The organism is Solibacillus sp. FSL H8-0538, from assembly GCF_038003525.1.
In the GTDB taxonomy this organism is placed as follows: Bacteria; Bacillota; Bacilli; order Bacillales_A; family Planococcaceae; genus JBBOPI01.
In genome coordinates this window covers 3,637,087-3,654,265 of the sequence record NZ_JBBOPI010000001.1, presented here as the reverse complement: position 1 = coordinate 3,654,265, position 17,179 = coordinate 3,637,087, and the positions used below count along the sequence as shown (strand labels likewise).

Here is a 17,179-nt window from a genome sequence, read left to right as displayed (position 1 = left end):
TTAATCTGGTCTAGTTTAAGCTTTTTTTGCCATTGATTGTCGAGCTACGGAAAAGTCGTTAGAGGACTTATACTAAAGGGAGGTAGGCTCCTTGATAGATGTTAATGAATTTGAATATATGAAAATCGGTTTAGCTTCTCCAGACAAGATTCGTTCTTGGTCTTATGGTGAGGTTAAAAAACCTGAAACAATCAACTACCGTACATTAAAACCAGAAAAAGATGGTCTTTTCTGTGAACGTATTTTTGGACCAACTAAAGACTGGGAATGTCACTGTGGTAAATACAAACGTGTACGCTATAAAGGTGTAGTTTGTGATCGTTGTGGAGTGGAAGTTACACGTGCAAAAGTACGTCGTGAACGCATGGGACACATCGAGTTAGCAGCACCTGTTTCTCACATTTGGTACTTCAAGGGAATTCCGAGCCGTATGGGACTTATCTTAGATATGTCTCCACGATCGTTAGAAGAAGTAATTTACTTTGCTTCTTATGTAGTAATCGAGCCGGGGGCAACAGCTTTAGGCTTCAAAGATCTTCTTTCTGAAAAAGAATACCGTGCATACCGTGAAAAATTTGGTACCGGTTTCGAAGCAGCAATGGGCGCAGAAGCAATCAAAAGACTACTTGAAAAACTAGATCTTGAAGACGAAACAGTTACATTAAAAGAAGAGTTAAAAACTGCGCAAGGTCAACGTCGTACTCGTGCGATCAAACGCCTTGAAGTAGTAGAATCATTCCGTCACTCTGGTAACAAACCTGAATGGATGATTCTAGACGTACTTCCTGTTATTCCGCCAGAGCTTCGTCCAATGGTGCAATTAGATGGTGGTCGTTTTGCAACTTCTGACTTAAATGATCTTTACCGTCGTGTAATTAACCGTAACAACCGCTTAAAACGTTTATTAGACCTTGGTGCTCCGAGCATTATCGTACAAAACGAAAAACGTATGCTACAAGAAGCTGTCGATGCATTAATCGATAACGGTCGTCGTGGTCGTCCGGTAACTGGTCCTGGTAACCGTCCGTTAAAATCACTTTCACATATGCTGAAAGGTAAACAAGGTCGTTTCCGTCAAAACTTACTTGGTAAACGTGTTGACTACTCTGGTCGTTCGGTTATCGTAGTAGGTCCAAACTTAAAAATGTACCAATGTGGTCTTCCAAAAGAAATGGCAATCGAACTATTCAAGCCTTTCGTAATGAAAGAATTAGTAGAACGAGGCCTTGCTCATAACATTAAGAGTGCAAAACGTAAAATTGAGCGTATGCACAATGAAGTATGGGACGTTTTAGAAGATGTAATTCGTGAGCATCCGGTATTACTTAACCGTGCACCGACTCTTCACCGTCTTGGTATTCAAGCATTCGAGCCTACATTAGTAGAAGGCCGTGCAATTCGTCTTCACCCACTAGTATGTACAGCTTACAACGCTGACTTCGATGGTGACCAAATGGCGGTTCACGTTCCTTTATCAGCAGAAGCGCAAGCAGAGGCACGTTTACTTATGTTAGCTGCTCAAAACATCCTGAACCCTAAAGATGGTAAACCAGTAGTAACTCCATCTCAAGATATGGTATTAGGTAACTATTACTTAACGCTTGAGCGTGAAAGTGCTGTAGGTGAAGGTTCAATTTTCTATGGTCATGATGAAGTATTAATCGCATATCAAAACGGTCATGTACATTTACATTCACGTATTGCAATTAAAGCAAGTTCTTTAAATAACCCGACGTTTACTGAAGAACAAAACAATATGTTCCTATTAACAACAGTTGGTAAGGTAATTTTCAACGAAATTCTTCCTAAATCATTCCCTTACATCAATGAACCAACTGATGTGAACTTAGAGCAAAAAACGCCTGAGAATTATTTCGTTAATTTAACAATCGATGAAGAACTACAAAAAGATATTGAAGCGACTGAAGGGTACAGTGAACTTTCTGAAGCAGAACAAATCGAAGCTCAACGTCGTGCAGTTTTAAGTAAATACTTTGCTTCTGTTCCACCAGTGGATCCATTCCGTAAGAAATTCTTAGGAAATGTCATTGCTGAAGTATTTAAACGATTCCATATTACTGAGACATCTAAAATGCTTGACCGTATGAAAGACTTAGGTTTCAAATACTCTACGCGCGCTGGTATCACAGTAGGTGTATCGGATATTGTGGTATTACCAGATAAAGGTGTCATCTTAGAAGAAGCGCAACAAAAGGTAGATAAAGTAATGATGCAATTCCGTCGTGGTTTAATCACGGAAGAAGAGCGTTATGACCGAGTTATTTCTAGTTGGTCTGCAGCTAAAGATACGATCCAAGGCAAGTTAATGAACTCTCTACAAAAAACGAACCCGATCTTCATGATGTCTGATTCAGGAGCGCGTGGTAACGCATCGAACTTTACACAGCTTGCTGGTATGCGTGGTCTGATGGCCAACCCGGCTGGTCGTATTATCGAGTTACCAATCAAATCTTCATTCCGTGAAGGTTTAACAGTATTAGAGTACTTTATCTCTACTCACGGTGCGCGTAAAGGTCTTGCTGATACAGCACTGAAAACTGCCGATTCAGGTTACTTAACTCGTCGTTTAGTAGATGTAGCACAAGATGTTATCGTCCGCGAAGATGACTGTGGAACTGACCGTGGTTTACTAATCGGTGCCTTAATGGAAGGTAACGAACTAATTGAAGGATTAGATGAGCGTATTGTAGGTCGTTATGGGAAGAAAACAATTCGTCATCCACAAACGGGCGAAGTCATTTTAGAACGTGACGGACTAATTACTCAAGATGTAGCGCGTGTAATTGAAGAAGCGGGCATTGAAGAAATTACAATTCGTTCAGCATTCACATGTAATACAAAACATGGCGTATGTAAAAAATGTTACGGTATGAACTTAGCAACGGGTGAAGAGGTAGAAGTTGGGGAAGCGGTTGGTATTATCGCTGCTCAATCTATCGGTGAGCCAGGTACACAGTTAACAATGCGTACTTTCCATACAGGTGGGGTTGCCGGAAACGATATCACTCAAGGTCTTCCACGTATCCAAGAGATTTTCGAAGCACGTAATCCGAAAGGTCAATCCGTGATTTCTGAAATCTCAGGTCAAGTGTCAGAAATCGAAGAGATTCGTGAAGGTCTTAAAGAAATTACTGTTCAAGGTAACGTGGAAACACGTAAATATCAAGCGCCTTATAACTCACGTTTAAAAGTGCAGTTAGGTGACGAGATTATTCCTGGGCAAACTCTTACAGAAGGTTCTATCGATCCAAAACAATTATTAAAAGTAAAAGATGTATCAACAGTTCAAGAGTATCTGTTGAAGGAAGTACAAAAAGTATACCGTATGCAAGGGGTAGAAATCGGGGATAAACATATCGAGGTAATGGTTCGCCAAATGCTTCGTAAAGTACGTGTAATTGAATCAGGTGATACTGAATTATTACCAGGTTCATTACTAGATATCCACCAATTCTCAGAAGCGAATGCTGATGCTGTATTAAATGGTAAAAACCCAGCAACTTGCCGTCCGGTAATTCTTGGTATTACAAAAGCTTCTCTTGAAACAGAATCATTCTTATCGGCTGCATCATTCCAAGAAACAACGCGTGTGTTAACAGATGCTGCGATTAAAGGTAAGCGTGATGAACTTCTTGGTCTGAAGGAAAACGTAATTATCGGTAAACTTGTTCCTGCAGGTACTGGTATGCAACGTTATCGTCAAATCCGTATGGATCAAGATGGTCCTATAGGAGAAGAAGTAACTTCAGCTGAATAATCTGTAACAAATACGCTAAAATGTATTTGCTCAAAGGTTCCGGAGGAGAGACAACTCTCCCCGGAGTTTTTAAAGATATTAGTTGACAGTGTAAGTGTGAAATGATAATATATTGAAGGTTGATAGTTAACTGTCTGTACTTTGGAGGATATGAAAATGTCTTATGATCAAGTAAAGCAGGCTAGTAAAACAATCATAGGTATAAAGCAAGCAGTGAAAGCAATGCATGCTGGACAAGTAACAGCTCTTTTTGTCGCAATTGATGCAGACAATTGGGTAATCGATCCGGCCATTCTTTTCGCGAAAGAAATCGGTGTACCAGTTTATCTCGTTGATTCAAAAAAAGAACTTGGTAAAGCTTGCGGCATTCATGTTGGAGCTGCGGTTGTTGCGATTACTGCGATGTAGTTTTTGTGTAATGATACACAAAGACTTTGTTTTTACCCAAAAAATGAACCACCTGGATGTGTGGTATTAACAAGGAATAAATGAAGGGAGGAAAAACCGATGCCTACAATTAATCAATTAGTACGTAAGCCTCGTCAATCTAAAAGCACGAAATCAAAATCACCAGCGTTAAACAAAGGATATAACTCATTTAAAAAATCTTTAACTGATGTTAAATCTCCACAAAAACGCGGTGTTTGTACTCGTGTAGGTACTATGACACCTCGTAAACCTAACTCAGCGTTACGTAAATACGCTCGTGTACGTTTAACTAACCAATTAGAGGTTACAGCTTATATCCCAGGTGAAGGCCACAACTTACAAGAACACAGTGTTGTTCTTATCCGTGGCGGACGCGTAAAAGACTTAGCGGGTGTTCGTTACCATATCGTACGTGGTGCTCTTGATACAGCTGGTGTAAACGGCCGTCTTCAATCACGTTCTAAATACGGAACAAAACGCCCTAAAGAAAAAAAATAATTAACTAAAATATGATTACTATTTGAAAGGAGGAAAACACATGCCTCGTAAAGGTCCTGTTTCCAAACGTGACGTGTTACCAGATCCAATTTATAATTCGAAACTAGTAACTCGTTTAATCAATAAAATGATGGTTGATGGTAAAAGAGGTACTTCTCAAAAGATTTTATACGGAGCTTTCGAACTAGTTCAAGAGCGTTCTGGTCAAAATCCATTAGAAGTATTTGAAGCTGCATTAAACAACGTAATGCCAGTTCTTGAAGTACGCGCTCGCCGTGTTGGTGGTTCTAACTACCAAGTACCGGTTGAAGTACGTCCAGAACGCCGTACAACTTTAGGTCTTCGTTACCTAGTTAACTATTCTCGTCTTCGTGGTGAAAAAACTATGGAAGAACGTTTAGCTAACGAAATCTTAGACGCATCTAACAACACTGGTGCTTCAGTTAAGAAACGTGAAGATATGCACAAAATGGCAGAAGCGAACAAAGCATTCGCTCACTACCGTTGGTAATTTGACCTCTGTGTTGGCTGCCTAGCCGACACAAGGTTTTTTCGAAGATATCTGCGTCAGAAAGGACATCGTGTCACCCCTTTATTGGGCGGAATGAGTCTTTCTAATACAGTTTTAACCCAATATGGAAGGAGAAATTTCCTATGAAACGCGAGTTCTCACTAGAGAATACACGTAATATTGGGATCATGGCTCACATTGATGCTGGTAAAACAACAACAACAGAGCGTATCCTTTATTACACTGGTAAGATCCACAAAATTGGTGAAACGCATGAAGGTGCTTCTCAAATGGACTGGATGGAGCAAGAGCAAGAACGTGGTATCACAATCACTTCTGCTGCGACAACAGCTCAATGGGATGGCCACCGTATCAACATCATCGATACTCCAGGACACGTAGACTTCACTGTAGAAGTAGAGCGTTCTTTACGCGTACTTGATGGTGCTGTAACGGTTCTTGATGCTCAATCTGGTGTTGAGCCTCAAACTGAAACTGTATGGCGTCAAGCTACAACATACGGTGTTCCACGTATCGTGTTCATTAACAAAATGGACAAAATGGGTGCAGACTTCTTATATTCAGTAGGAACTTTACACGACCGTTTACAAGCAAACGCACACCCAATTCAATTACCAATCGGTGCTGAGGATCAGTTCTCTGCAATTATCGATTTAGTTGAAATGAATGCTACTTTCTACGGCAACGAAGATGGTACTGCTGTAACAGTTGGCGAGATTCCTGAATCTCATAAAGCTCAAGCTGAAGAATACCGTGAGAAATTAATCGACGCTGTTGCAAGTGTTGATGAAGATCTTATGGAAAAATATTTAGATGGCGAAGAAATCTCTGGTGAGGAGCTTAAAGCGGCTATCCGTAAAGCTACATTAGCTGTAGAATTCTACCCTGTAATTTGCGGTACTGCATTCAAACACAAAGGTGTTCGTAAAATGCTAGATGCTGCTGTTGCTTACCTACCAGCTCCAACGGACGTACCTTCAATTAAAGGTACTGACATTGATGGCGAAGAAGAAATCATCCGTGAATCTAAAGATGAAGCTCCATTCTCAGCTTTAGCATTTAAGGTAATGACGGATCCTTTCGTAGGTAAATTAACATTCTTCCGTGTGTATTCTGGAACATTAGATTCAGGTTCATACGTACAAAACTCTTCTAAAGGTAAACGTGAGCGCGTAGGTCGTATTCTACAAATGCACGCTAACTCTCGTGAAGAGATTTCAAAAGTATTTGCTGGGGACATCGCTGCTGCTGTAGGTCTTAAAGATACTACAACAGGTGATACACTTTGTGACGAGAAGCACTTAGTAATTCTTGAATCAATGGAATTCCCTGAGCCAGTAATCTCTCTTTCTGTAGAGCCAAAATCTAAAGCAGACCAAGATAAAATGGGTCAAGCTTTAGCGAAACTTCAAGAAGAAGATCCAACTTTCCGCGCTCACACTGACGTAGAAACTGGACAAACGATCATCTCAGGTATGGGTGAGCTTCACCTTGATATCTTAGTTGACCGTATGAAGCGCGAATTTAAAGTAGAAGCTAACGTAGGTGCTCCAATGGTATCTTACCGTGAAACATTCCGTGGCTCTGCTAAAGTTCAAGGTAAATTTACTCGCCAATCTGGTGGTCGCGGTCAATACGGTGACGTAACGATCGAGTTCTCTCCAAATGAAGAGGGTAAAGGCTTCGAATTCGAAAACGCTATCGTCGGTGGTGTAGTGCCACGTGAATACATTCCTGCAGTAGAAGCGGGTCTTCGTGACTCTCTTGGTCGCGGTGTATTAGCTGGTTACCAATTAATCGACATTAAAGCGAAATTAGTATTCGGTTCTTACCATGACGTTGACTCAAATGAGATGGCGTTTAAAATTGCTGCATCTATGGCTCTTAAAGAAGCTGCGTCAAAATGTGACCCAGTTATCTTAGAACCAATGATGAAAGTAGAAGTTGTAGTTCCAGAAGAATACCTTGGTGATATCATGGGTAACATTACTTCTCGTCGCGGACGCGTTGAGGGTATGGAAGCTCGCGGTAACTCACAAGTAGTACGTTCTATGGTGCCACTATCTGAAATGTTCGGATATGCAACTACTCTTCGTTCTGCAACTCAAGGTCGCGGTGTATTCTCAATGACATTTGATCATTATGAAGAAGTACCTAAATCAATTGCTGCAGACATCATCAAAAAAAATAAAGGTGAATAATTGAAATTTCATCTTGTATAAAGTATAACTAATTTGTAAACTATGATTGCAGGATTGGAGATGGGCCCATTTCCAATCAGCAATTTTAGTATAAATTAAAAAAAATATAACATATCCTTGAGGAGGCATTTTCTAATGGCTAAAGAAAAATTCGACCGTTCTAAAACCCATGCTAACGTTGGTACAATCGGACACGTTGACCATGGTAAAACAACTTTAACTGCTGCTATCGCTACAGTTCTTTCTAAAAAAATGGGTGGGACAGCAAAATCATATGCTGATATCGACAACGCTCCTGAAGAAAAAGAACGCGGTATCACAATCAATACTTCTCACGTAGAGTATGAAACTGAATCTCGTCACTATGCACACGTTGACTGCCCAGGACACGCTGACTATGTTAAAAACATGATCACTGGTGCTGCACAAATGGACGGCGGTATCTTAGTAGTATCTGCTGCTGACGGCCCAATGCCACAAACTCGTGAGCACATCTTATTATCTCGTCAAGTTGGTGTTCCTTACTTAGTAGTATTCATGAACAAATGTGATATGGTTGATGACGAAGAATTATTAGAATTAGTAGAGATGGAAATCCGTGACCTACTATCTGAATATGACTTCCCAGGCGACGATATTCCAGTAATCAAAGGTTCTGCTCTTAAAGCCCTAGAAGGCGAAGCAGAATGGGAAGAAAAAATCGTTGAACTTATGGACGCTGTAGATTCTTACATCCCAACTCCAGAACGTCAAACTGACAAACCATTCATGATGCCAATCGAGGACGTATTCTCAATCACTGGTCGTGGTACAGTTGCAACTGGCCGTGTTGAACGTGGTCAAGTTAAAGTCGGCGATGTAGTTGAAATCGTAGGTATTACTGAAGAAGCTAAATCTACAACTGTAACTGGTGTAGAAATGTTCCGTAAATTATTAGACTATGCTGAAGCTGGTGATAACATCGGTGCGTTACTACGTGGTGTAGCTCGTGAAGATATCCAACGTGGTCAAGTATTAGCTAAACCAGGCTCAATTACTCCACACACTAACTTCAAAGCTGAAGTTTATGTATTATCAAAAGAAGAGGGTGGACGTCATACTCCATTCTTCACTAACTACCGTCCTCAGTTCTACTTCCGTACAACTGACGTAACTGGTATCTGTAACTTACCTGAAGGCGTTGAAATGGTAATGCCTGGTGACAACATCGAGATGACTGTAGAGCTTATCGCTCCTATCGCTCTTGAAGAAGGTACTAAGTTCTCTATCCGTGAGGGTGGACGTACTGTTGGTGCTGGCGTTGTTGCTACAATCCAAAAATAATTTTAGCTAACGCTAAAGTTTCATTAAAACCATCTTATGGGGACGCTCATAAGATGGTTTTTTTTCGTATAGAATGTTTGGGTTTCCCTAGCGAAGTAAATTATTTCCTTTTTAAGGAAGTGATTTGTGTCTAGCAAATTTTTAAAGTGTTAAACTAACTTATAAAAGGGGGAGTTGTATGAAAATCTTTATTATAGAAGATGATTCATCAATTTTTGAACTTGTGAAGGAGCGTTTTGAACAATGGTCTATGGATGTAACAAGTCCTTTGAGTTTTCAAAAGGTGATGGATGATTTCCTAATACAGCAACCACAACTAGTCATTATCGATATTCAACTTCCGGCGTATGACGGGTTTCATTGGTGCCGTGAGATTCGAGCACGTTCGAAAGTGCCAATTATTTTCTTATCTTCGCGTGATCATCCAATGGATATGGTTATGGCGATGCAAATGGGTGCAGATGATTTTGTACAGAAGCCGTTTCATATGGAAGTGCTACTAGCCAAAGTTCAGGCACTGCTTCGTCGAACATATGATTACAAAGAGGAACAGTCTGACTTACATAGTTGGAATGGCGCTACCATTGACTATATGCGAAGTGTTGTTAGTTCTAATGGACAGACCATTGATCTAACGAAAAATGAGCTCTATATTTTACGGGTGTTAGTAGAGAGTACCGATAAAATTGTCTCGCGGGATGAGTTAATGCGTAAATTATGGGATGATGAACGCTTTGTCAATGACAATACGTTAACGGTTAATGTGAATCGTTTACGTCAACGTTTAGAGGAGATTGGATTAACTGATGTTATTGTGACGAAGAAAGGGCTTGGTTATATGGCGGTGACACAATGATTTGGGCATTTCTAAAGGAGTACGCAGCGTGGATCTGCTTTTTTTTAGTCATAGTTGCTTGGATGAATATTGCGTTTGTAATTGACTCTGGATTTTCCTCTATATCCATTTATTATTTTAATGTTGTGAACACCGTGCTATTTTTCCTTTTTTTAAGCTGGCGTTATATAAAGGAACGATCTTTAATGCTTGATTTGTTACAAAGCGGTTCGTTAGAGCAAATTAAACGCTCGAAGCTTTCGTCGTTTCAAGCATTGTATATTGAAAGTTTTATGGAACAGCTTGTTGAAACAAAAGCGACAGTAAATGAATTGAAGGTACAGCTACAGGAAGAAACGGACGATCTATTAGCTTGGGTACATGAGGTGAAGGCCCCACTGACTGCATTAAAACTAATGATTGAGCAGGTTAAAGATTTAAAATTGAAAACGCGTTTAGAGCATGAGTGGCTCCGTGTATATTTATTATTAGACCAACAACTTCACTTGACACGTTTGCAAACCATTGAAAAGGACAACCGTATGGAGAAGACTACTCTGCGTAAGATTGTGTACCAGGAAATACGTGAAATGCAGGCTTGGTGCATGGAAAAGGGTATTGGCATTGACGTTGAGGAGTTAGGTGAAACGGTTGTAACGGATAAAAAGTGGGCAGGCTTTATTGTAAGGCAATTATTATCAAATGCGGTGAAATACAGTCCTTCTAATGAAGAAATTCGTATTTTTACAACGCATGAAGACCAGCATGTACTGCTACATATTAAAGACAAAGGGATAGGTATAAAAAAAGATGATTTTCCACGTATTTTCCATAAATCCTATACAGGAACAGTTGGGCGAGAATCGGCAGCTGCTACAGGAATGGGGCTATATTTAGCAAAAAATGCAGCCCACAAGCTCGGTATACAGATCGAGGTAATCTCGCAGTACGAGAAAGGCACGCAGTTTACACTTCGTTTCCCAATTCAAAATGAATATATTCAGTCTTACGGTATGTGACGAAATTGTCATGTGCCGTTTTGCTTTGTCATGTAAATCGCACGAAACGCTAATTGCTATTGTGTACAATATGAGTAACAACAGAATAAGAAAGGATGTTTGGCTATGAGTGTATTAATAGGGCGTAAAATCAAAAAAACATACGGTAAAAAGTTTATGGCACAGGAAGTATTAAGGGGTATTGATATAGAAGTAGGTAAAGGGGAGTTTGTCGGCATTATGGGCGCTTCTGGTTCAGGGAAAACAACGCTTCTTAACGTGTTATGCTCGATTGACCAAGTAACAGAGGGAGTAGTTGAGATTAACGGGCAGCCGCTGCAAAAAATGAAAGAGCGGGAACTTGCGAAATTTCGTCGCGAACAGCTCGGCTTTATTTTTCAAGACTATAATCTGTTAGATACGCTAACGGTTAAAGAGAATATTTTATTGCCGTTGTCGATTACAAAAATGCCAAAAGCCGCAGTAGAAAGTCGTTTTCAGGACATTGTGGGGACTTTAAACATAGCGGATATTGTGAATAAATATCCGAATGAAATTTCTGGTGGTCAAAAGCAGCGTACTTCTGCTGCGCGTGCATTGATTTCGAAACCGTCGATTGTCTTTGCAGATGAGCCAACAGGTGCGTTGGACTCAAAGGCCGCAACAGATTTACTTACAAATTTGGCGAGTATTAATAACGAACAGGAGGTAACGATTATGATGGTAACACATGATGCGGTTGCAGCTAGCTTCTGCTCACGTGTGTTGTTCCTAAAGGACGGAGCGATTTATACAGAATTGTATAAAGGAGATAAGACGCGCCAAAAGTTCTTCCAACAAATTTTGCATACACAAAGTGTGCTAGGTGGTGATGGCTATGACGCTTAATCAGCTTGTCTTTCGCAGTATGGTAAAAAATATAAAGCATTATTATTTATACTTTTTCGCACTTATTTTTAGTGTCACACTGTATTTTTCATTTGTGACACTGCAATATAATCAAACGATTGCTACGACTGTTGCAAAGAGTGGCACTGCGACTGCTGGGTTTGGCGCTGCCACGTATATGCTGTACTTTATTATTTTATTTTTCGTGCTGTATGCGAATCATTTATTTATGAAACGTCGCAGTAAGGAGATAGGGATGTATCAGTTAATCGGGATGACGAAAGGGTTGATTTTTCGTTTAATCGCACTAGAAAATATTATTTTATTTAGCGGTGCGGTAATAATAGGAATGGTTGTCGGCTTTTTAAGCTCGCGACTGTTTGCGATGATTTTACTAAAAGTATTAGAGCAAGATGCTGTTGTGGCAATGACATTTAGCGTAGAGGCCTTGCAGCAGTCATTAATGGTATTTGCGATTTTACTCGGAATTATTTTAGTGCAGATGGTGTGGATGATTCGCCGCATGTCACTGTTATCTTTATTTACAGCGTCGAAGCAGGCCGATGAGCGTGTGAGGCGTTTTAGTCCGGTACAGATGATTGTTGGTGCCGTTGGGCTAGTGCTTATTATTTATGGCTACTATGCATCTACGCAGCTATTTGTTATTGATATGGGGAGCAATTTACTCTTAAAAATGGTTGTTATTTTAGCGACAACAATCGGTGGAACATTCCTTGTCTTCCGTTTTTCTGTTTCATTTGTCATGAATCTAATTCGTGTAAAGAAAAATGGCCATTTAACACCATTCGATGTGCTTGCAGTGACACCGATTATGCATCGTATGAAAGGCAATGCAAAGTCACTGACGCTGATAACAGTTTTAACTGCTGTGTCTTTGGCTATTACAACACTAGCATACATTGCCTATTATTCAGCGGGAGAAACAGCAAAAAGCTCATCCCCAACGGATTATACTTTTTATGATGATAACGGGGATGCATTTTTAACGGCATTGGAAGAAGAGGCTATTGCCTATGAGATGATGACGTATCATTTAAAAGCGGTAACTGTATCTGTTAAAGACTTATTTTCTGACAGTACACTATCAAATAATCTAAATCAAGAAGATACAGAGATCCCTGTCATTCCGTTAACGGATTTTCAGCAGCTAGCACCCAACTATTCATTGGCAACGGGGGAAGTAGTGTTTACAAACTATAATAATGCCATGTCCCAGTTAATGCCACTCCAATCAGACCGAGATGTTACCGTACACGCAGGGAAGGATACGTATAGTGTACATGTTAGCGATATTCGCAAAGATTATGTTCTTGGCGGTGTGATATCAGGAGGAAGCCCGATACTAGTTGTAAATGATGACCTATTTATTGAATTGGTGAACCATTCTGAAGACCTCGTTTGGGATACGCAACACTCGATAACCATTTTAGATCACTTGGATATTGACCGTACGGAACAGCTATATAACGAGACAGGAGCCAATCACCATGAGTTTTATTTGGAAGATGAAGATGGTGTTCAACAGTTAAATACACGCAACCAAGTGTCCTACGAGCAAGCAAGGATGTCTACGATTCAGTCATTAGGCGTGGTTATTTTTACAACAGCCTTCCTCGGGTTGGCCTTCTTACTTGCAACGGGTAGCATTTTATACTTTAAGCAAATGTCCGAAGCAGAAGAAGAACGCGATGCGTATACGATATTACGTAAGATTGGCTTTACCCAGCAGGAAATATTACGCGGAATTTATGCCAAACAGCTTTTTAATTTTGGTGTGCCGCTTTTAGTTGGTTTGCTACATAGCTATTATGCGGTAAAATCAGGCTGGTGGATGTTTGGAACAGAGCTTGTTACACCACTTCTAGTGACAGTGGCGCTGTATATTGTAATGTATATTATATTTGCCGTATTATCACTAAATTATTATAAAAAAGTCATTAATGAATCCTTATAATTATTAGAAGCCGTCGATATTTTGTTAATCGGCGGTTTTTGCCGTTGACTTTTAATTGGGTGAACAATATACTTTAACACATTAGTAATTTAGTACATGGAAGTGAGTGTCGTTATGAATGCAGTTATCGTATCCGTTGTCGTGATGTTAGTACTGAGTGTATTACGTATCAACGTTGTATTTTCCTTAGCAATCGGTGCTCTAGCTGGTGGTTTAACAGCAGGCATGACTTTAGATGAAACGCTTATATCATTCGTAGGTGGATTAGGAGACGGTGCAGAAGTAGCACTTAGTTATGGTATGCTCGGCGGACTAGCAATCGCAATTTCAAAAACAGGTATTTCAGAATTACTTGTTTCGTCCATACTAAAGCTTGTAAAACGTGAAGGGGAGGCCCAAAAAGCAAGTTTGGCTAAAGCGTTAGTATTCATCGTAATCTTACTAATGGCGGTTTTCTCTCAAAACCTAATTCCCATTCATATTGCGTTTATTCCATTATTAATTCCGCCAATCATTAAGATTCTAAACTTAATGGCAGTGGATCGTCGATTAATTGCATGTATTTTAGCGTTTGGTTTAATTACGCCCTATATGAGTTTGCCGTTTGGGTTTGGTTTAGTGTACCAAGGCATTGTTGCGAACAATATTACAGATGCAGGACTTGCAATTACAAAATCAGATGTCTATGGACCAATGCTAATTCCAGCAGTTGGAATGATTGTGGGTTTAATCATTGCGTTCGTCGTTTTCCGTAAGCCCCGTCAGTACAAAGATGTTGAAGTGGAAGCGGTAATTGAAGTAACAATTAGTAAGAAAAATATTATTTTCACGATCATTGCATTACTAGCAGCGGTAATCGTGCAAATCCCAGCAATCGTACCAACGACTTCAGGGGCAATGTTCTTAGGAGCATTAGTAGGGATCATGACGTTATACATCACAGGTGTCCTCAAATGGAAGGATGCAGATCAAGTATTAACAGACGGAATGCGTTTAATGGCATTTATCGGACTAGTTATGATTGCTTCAAGTGGTTTTGCACAAGTAGTAACGGATACAGGACACGTTAATGGCTTAGTGAATGCAGCAACGAATCTTCTTGGTGATAATAAAGGCTTAGCTGTATTAATCATGTTGTTAATTGGTTTATTAATTGATATGGGGATTGGTTCTTCATTTGCAACGATTCCGATTATCGCCGCAATTTTTGTTCCGATTTCGTTAGAGTTTGGTTTAAGTACTGCTGCAATCATCACATTAATCGGAACGGCAGGTGCCTTAGGTGATGCAGGGTCACCAGCATCGGACTCAACACTAGGACCTACAGCGGGTTTAAACGTGGATGGGCAGCACGATCATATTCGTGATACATGTATTCCGACTTTCTTAATCTTTAATATTCCGTTAATTGTATTCGGTTGGTCGGCAGTGATGTTCTTCTCTTAATATAGAAGAAAAGATAAATTGCGAGAGCCTTCAAAAGGTATGTCTCTTTTTCTTGTAAAAAGAGGTAATACCTTTTTAGTTGTCAAATGAACGATTCTCTTATATACTAGAAAACGGCTCAAAAAGAGCGGTTTACTATATATAAACAACACCATATACTATTTCAAAAAGAATTTTGCTAAAACACTTGCTTATTCTTTTTTTATTGTATATAATGTTGAATGTTGGTCTTTGACTGCGATGAAGCGAGAGGTTGCCGACACACCCGGCCGCTTTGCCATGGCGGTGTGTAGGAGAAATTTTCGTGGAGAATGTCTAGAAAATAGGCGAGAAGGAGGGAAAGTAATGGCAAAACAAAAAATTCGTATTCGTTTAAAAGCGTATGATCACCGTATCCTTGATCAATCTGCTGAGAAAATCGTTGAAACTGCGAAACGTTCAGGTGCTGGCGTATCGGGTCCAATCCCGCTACCAACTGAAAGATCTGTTTATACAATCTTACGTGCGGTTCATAAGTACAAAGATTCTCGTGAGCAATTTGAAATGCGCACACATAAACGTCTTATCGACATCGTTAACCCGACACCACAAACTGTTGATGCGTTAATGAAGCTTGATTTACCATCTGGCGTTGATATCGAAATCAAACTTTAATGGTAAAAACAATATAATCTTTTCAAAATTTACAGGAGGTGTGACAAATGACTAAAGGAATCTTAGGTAGAAAAATTGGTATGACTCAAGTTTTCGCTGAAAACGGCGATTTAATCCCGGTAACAGTAATCGAAGCTACTCCAAACGTAGTACTTCAAAAGAAAACTGTTGATACAGATGGTTACGAAGCAATCCAAGTTGGTTTTGAAGATAAGCGTATTAAGCTTTCAAACAAACCGGCTCAAGGGCACGTAGCAAAAGCGAACACTGCTCCTAAGCGCTTCATCCGTGAGTTCCGCAACCTAGACGTAGCGGCTTACGAAGTTGGTCAAGAAGTCAAGGTAGAAATTTTCGCAGAAGGCGATGTAATTGATGTAACAGGTGTTACTAAAGGTAAAGGTTTCCAAGGTGTAATTAAACGCCACGGACAATCTCGTGGTCCTATGGCCCACGGTTCTCGTTACCACCGTCGTCCTGGTTCAATGGGCCCAGTTGCTCCGAACCGCGTATTTAAACAAAAGAAATTACCTGGACAAATGGGTGGAACGGTTGTTACTATTCAAAACCTTGAAATCGTTAAGGTTGATGTAGAACGCAACTTACTACTTGTTAAAGGTAATGTTCCTGGTTCTAAAAAAGCATTAGTAACAGTTAAGACTGCTATTAAATCTAAATAATTTCTCGAAGAAAGGAGGAAACAGGAATGACAAAAGTATCTTTACTTAGTCAAACAGGTGCTTCAGTAGGCGAAATCGAATTAAACGATGCGATTTTCGGAATCGAGCCGAATGAAGCTGTATTATTCGACGCAGTTGTTGCTCAACGCGCATCTTTACGTCAAGGTAATCACAAAGTGAAAAATCGTTCTGAAGTTGCTGGTGGTGGTCGTAAGCCATGGCGTCAAAAAGGAACTGGTCGTGCTCGTCAAGGATCTATCCGCTCTCCACAATGGCGCGGTGGTGGTATCGTATTCGGACCAACTCCACGTAGCTACAGCTACAAATTACCGAAGAAAGTTCGTCGTTTAGCTCTTAAATCAGCTTTATCAGCTAAAGTTGTAGAACAAAACTTCTTAGTACTTGATGCATTAACTTTAGATGCACCAAAAACTAAAGATTTCAAAGCAGTATTAGCTGCATTAGAAATCAACAAAAAAGCGCTTTTCGTAACTGCTGAGTTAAACGAAAACGTATTATTATCAGCTCGCAACATCCCTGGTGTTACAGTTTTAACAGCTGAAGGAATCAACGTTTTAGACCTATTAGGTCACGAAAAAGTTGTATTCACTAAAGCTGCAGTAGAAAAAGTTGAGGAGGTGCTTGGATAATGGAAGCACGTGATATCATCAAACGTCCGGTCATTACTGAGCGTTCTTCAGAAATTTTAGCAGAGAAAAAGTACACTTTCGAAGTAGACACTCGCGCTAATAAAACTCAAGTAAAAGACGCTATCGAAGAAATCTTCGGCGTTAAAGTTGAGAAAGTCAACGTTATGAATTACAAAGGTAAATTCAAACGCGTTGGTAAATTCGGTGGGTACACTAACAAACGCCGTAAAGCAATTGTTAAATTAACTGCTGATAGCAAAGAAATCGAATTATTCGAAATCTAATAATCCGATAA

General features: G+C 40.0%; 15 protein-coding genes. All 15 read left to right on the top strand.

Annotated features, from left to right (window positions below):
• Positions 1-91: 91 nt before the first annotated feature.
• Positions 92-3,778 carry a DNA-directed RNA polymerase subunit beta' gene (gene rpoC / locus MHH87_RS17525; RefSeq protein ID WP_340750678.1) on the top strand — a complete coding sequence of 1,229 codons (3,687 nt, stop codon included), beginning with the start codon at positions 92-94 and terminating at the stop codon, positions 3,776-3,778.
• A 156-nt stretch (positions 3,779-3,934) separates the two neighbouring features.
• Positions 3,935-4,186, top strand: a complete 252-nt coding sequence (locus MHH87_RS17520) for a ribosomal L7Ae/L30e/S12e/Gadd45 family protein (RefSeq protein ID WP_340750676.1) — start codon at positions 3,935-3,937, stop codon at positions 4,184-4,186.
• Positions 4,187-4,285: 99 nt separating this feature from the next.
• Entirely contained in the window at positions 4,286-4,705 is a 420-nt protein-coding gene (gene rpsL, locus MHH87_RS17515; protein ID WP_008406983.1) for a 30S ribosomal protein S12, read from the top strand.
• Positions 4,706-4,745: 40 nt separating this feature from the next.
• A complete protein-coding gene (rpsG, locus tag MHH87_RS17510) occupies positions 4,746-5,216 on the top strand; it encodes a 30S ribosomal protein S7 (RefSeq protein WP_340750674.1) in 471 nt (156 codons plus the stop codon).
• Positions 5,217-5,359: 143 nt separating this feature from the next.
• Complete coding sequence (gene fusA / locus MHH87_RS17505; protein WP_340750672.1) at positions 5,360-7,438, top strand: elongation factor G; 2,079 nt, start codon at positions 5,360-5,362, stop codon at positions 7,436-7,438.
• A 135-nt stretch (positions 7,439-7,573) separates the two neighbouring features.
• On the top strand, positions 7,574-8,761 hold the full coding sequence (tuf, locus tag MHH87_RS17500) for an elongation factor Tu (protein ID WP_340750670.1): 1,188 nt from the start codon (positions 7,574-7,576) through the stop codon (positions 8,759-8,761).
• A gap of 178 nt (positions 8,762-8,939) precedes the next feature.
• A complete protein-coding gene (locus MHH87_RS17495; RefSeq protein WP_340750668.1) occupies positions 8,940-9,617 on the top strand; it encodes a response regulator transcription factor in 678 nt (225 codons plus the stop codon).
• Positions 9,614-10,615 carry a sensor histidine kinase gene (locus MHH87_RS17490; RefSeq protein WP_340750666.1) on the top strand — a complete coding sequence of 334 codons (1,002 nt, stop codon included), beginning with the start codon at positions 9,614-9,616 and terminating at the stop codon, positions 10,613-10,615. The genes MHH87_RS17495 and MHH87_RS17490 overlap by 4 nt, the downstream gene beginning before the upstream one ends.
• A 105-nt stretch (positions 10,616-10,720) precedes the next feature.
• Positions 10,721-11,482 carry an ABC transporter ATP-binding protein gene (locus MHH87_RS17485; protein ID WP_340750664.1) on the top strand — a complete coding sequence of 254 codons (762 nt, stop codon included), beginning with the start codon at positions 10,721-10,723 and terminating at the stop codon, positions 11,480-11,482.
• Positions 11,472-13,457: an ABC transporter permease gene (locus MHH87_RS17480; RefSeq protein WP_340750662.1), complete on the top strand. Its 1,986-nt coding sequence runs from the start codon at positions 11,472-11,474 to the stop codon at positions 13,455-13,457. The genes MHH87_RS17485 and MHH87_RS17480 overlap by 11 nt, the downstream gene beginning before the upstream one ends.
• Positions 13,458-13,571: 114 nt before the next feature.
• On the top strand, positions 13,572-14,903 hold the full coding sequence (locus MHH87_RS17475; RefSeq protein ID WP_340750660.1) for a Na+/H+ antiporter family protein: 1,332 nt from the start codon (positions 13,572-13,574) through the stop codon (positions 14,901-14,903).
• 345 nt (positions 14,904-15,248) lie between these two features.
• Complete coding sequence (gene rpsJ / locus MHH87_RS17470; RefSeq protein ID WP_008406970.1) at positions 15,249-15,557, top strand: 30S ribosomal protein S10; 309 nt, start codon at positions 15,249-15,251, stop codon at positions 15,555-15,557.
• Positions 15,558-15,604: 47 nt separating this feature from the next.
• Positions 15,605-16,234: a 50S ribosomal protein L3 gene (gene rplC / locus MHH87_RS17465; RefSeq protein WP_340750658.1), complete on the top strand. Its 630-nt coding sequence runs from the start codon at positions 15,605-15,607 to the stop codon at positions 16,232-16,234.
• 26 nt (positions 16,235-16,260) lie between these two features.
• Entirely contained in the window at positions 16,261-16,884 is a 624-nt protein-coding gene (gene rplD, locus MHH87_RS17460) for a 50S ribosomal protein L4 (protein WP_340750655.1), read from the top strand.
• The gene (gene rplW, locus MHH87_RS17455) at positions 16,884-17,168 is read left to right on the top strand and encodes a 50S ribosomal protein L23 (protein WP_340750653.1); all 285 of its coding nucleotides are present in this window, start codon (positions 16,884-16,886) and stop codon (positions 17,166-17,168) included. The genes rplD and rplW overlap by 1 nt, the downstream gene beginning before the upstream one ends.
• Positions 17,169-17,179 lie beyond the last annotated feature (11 nt).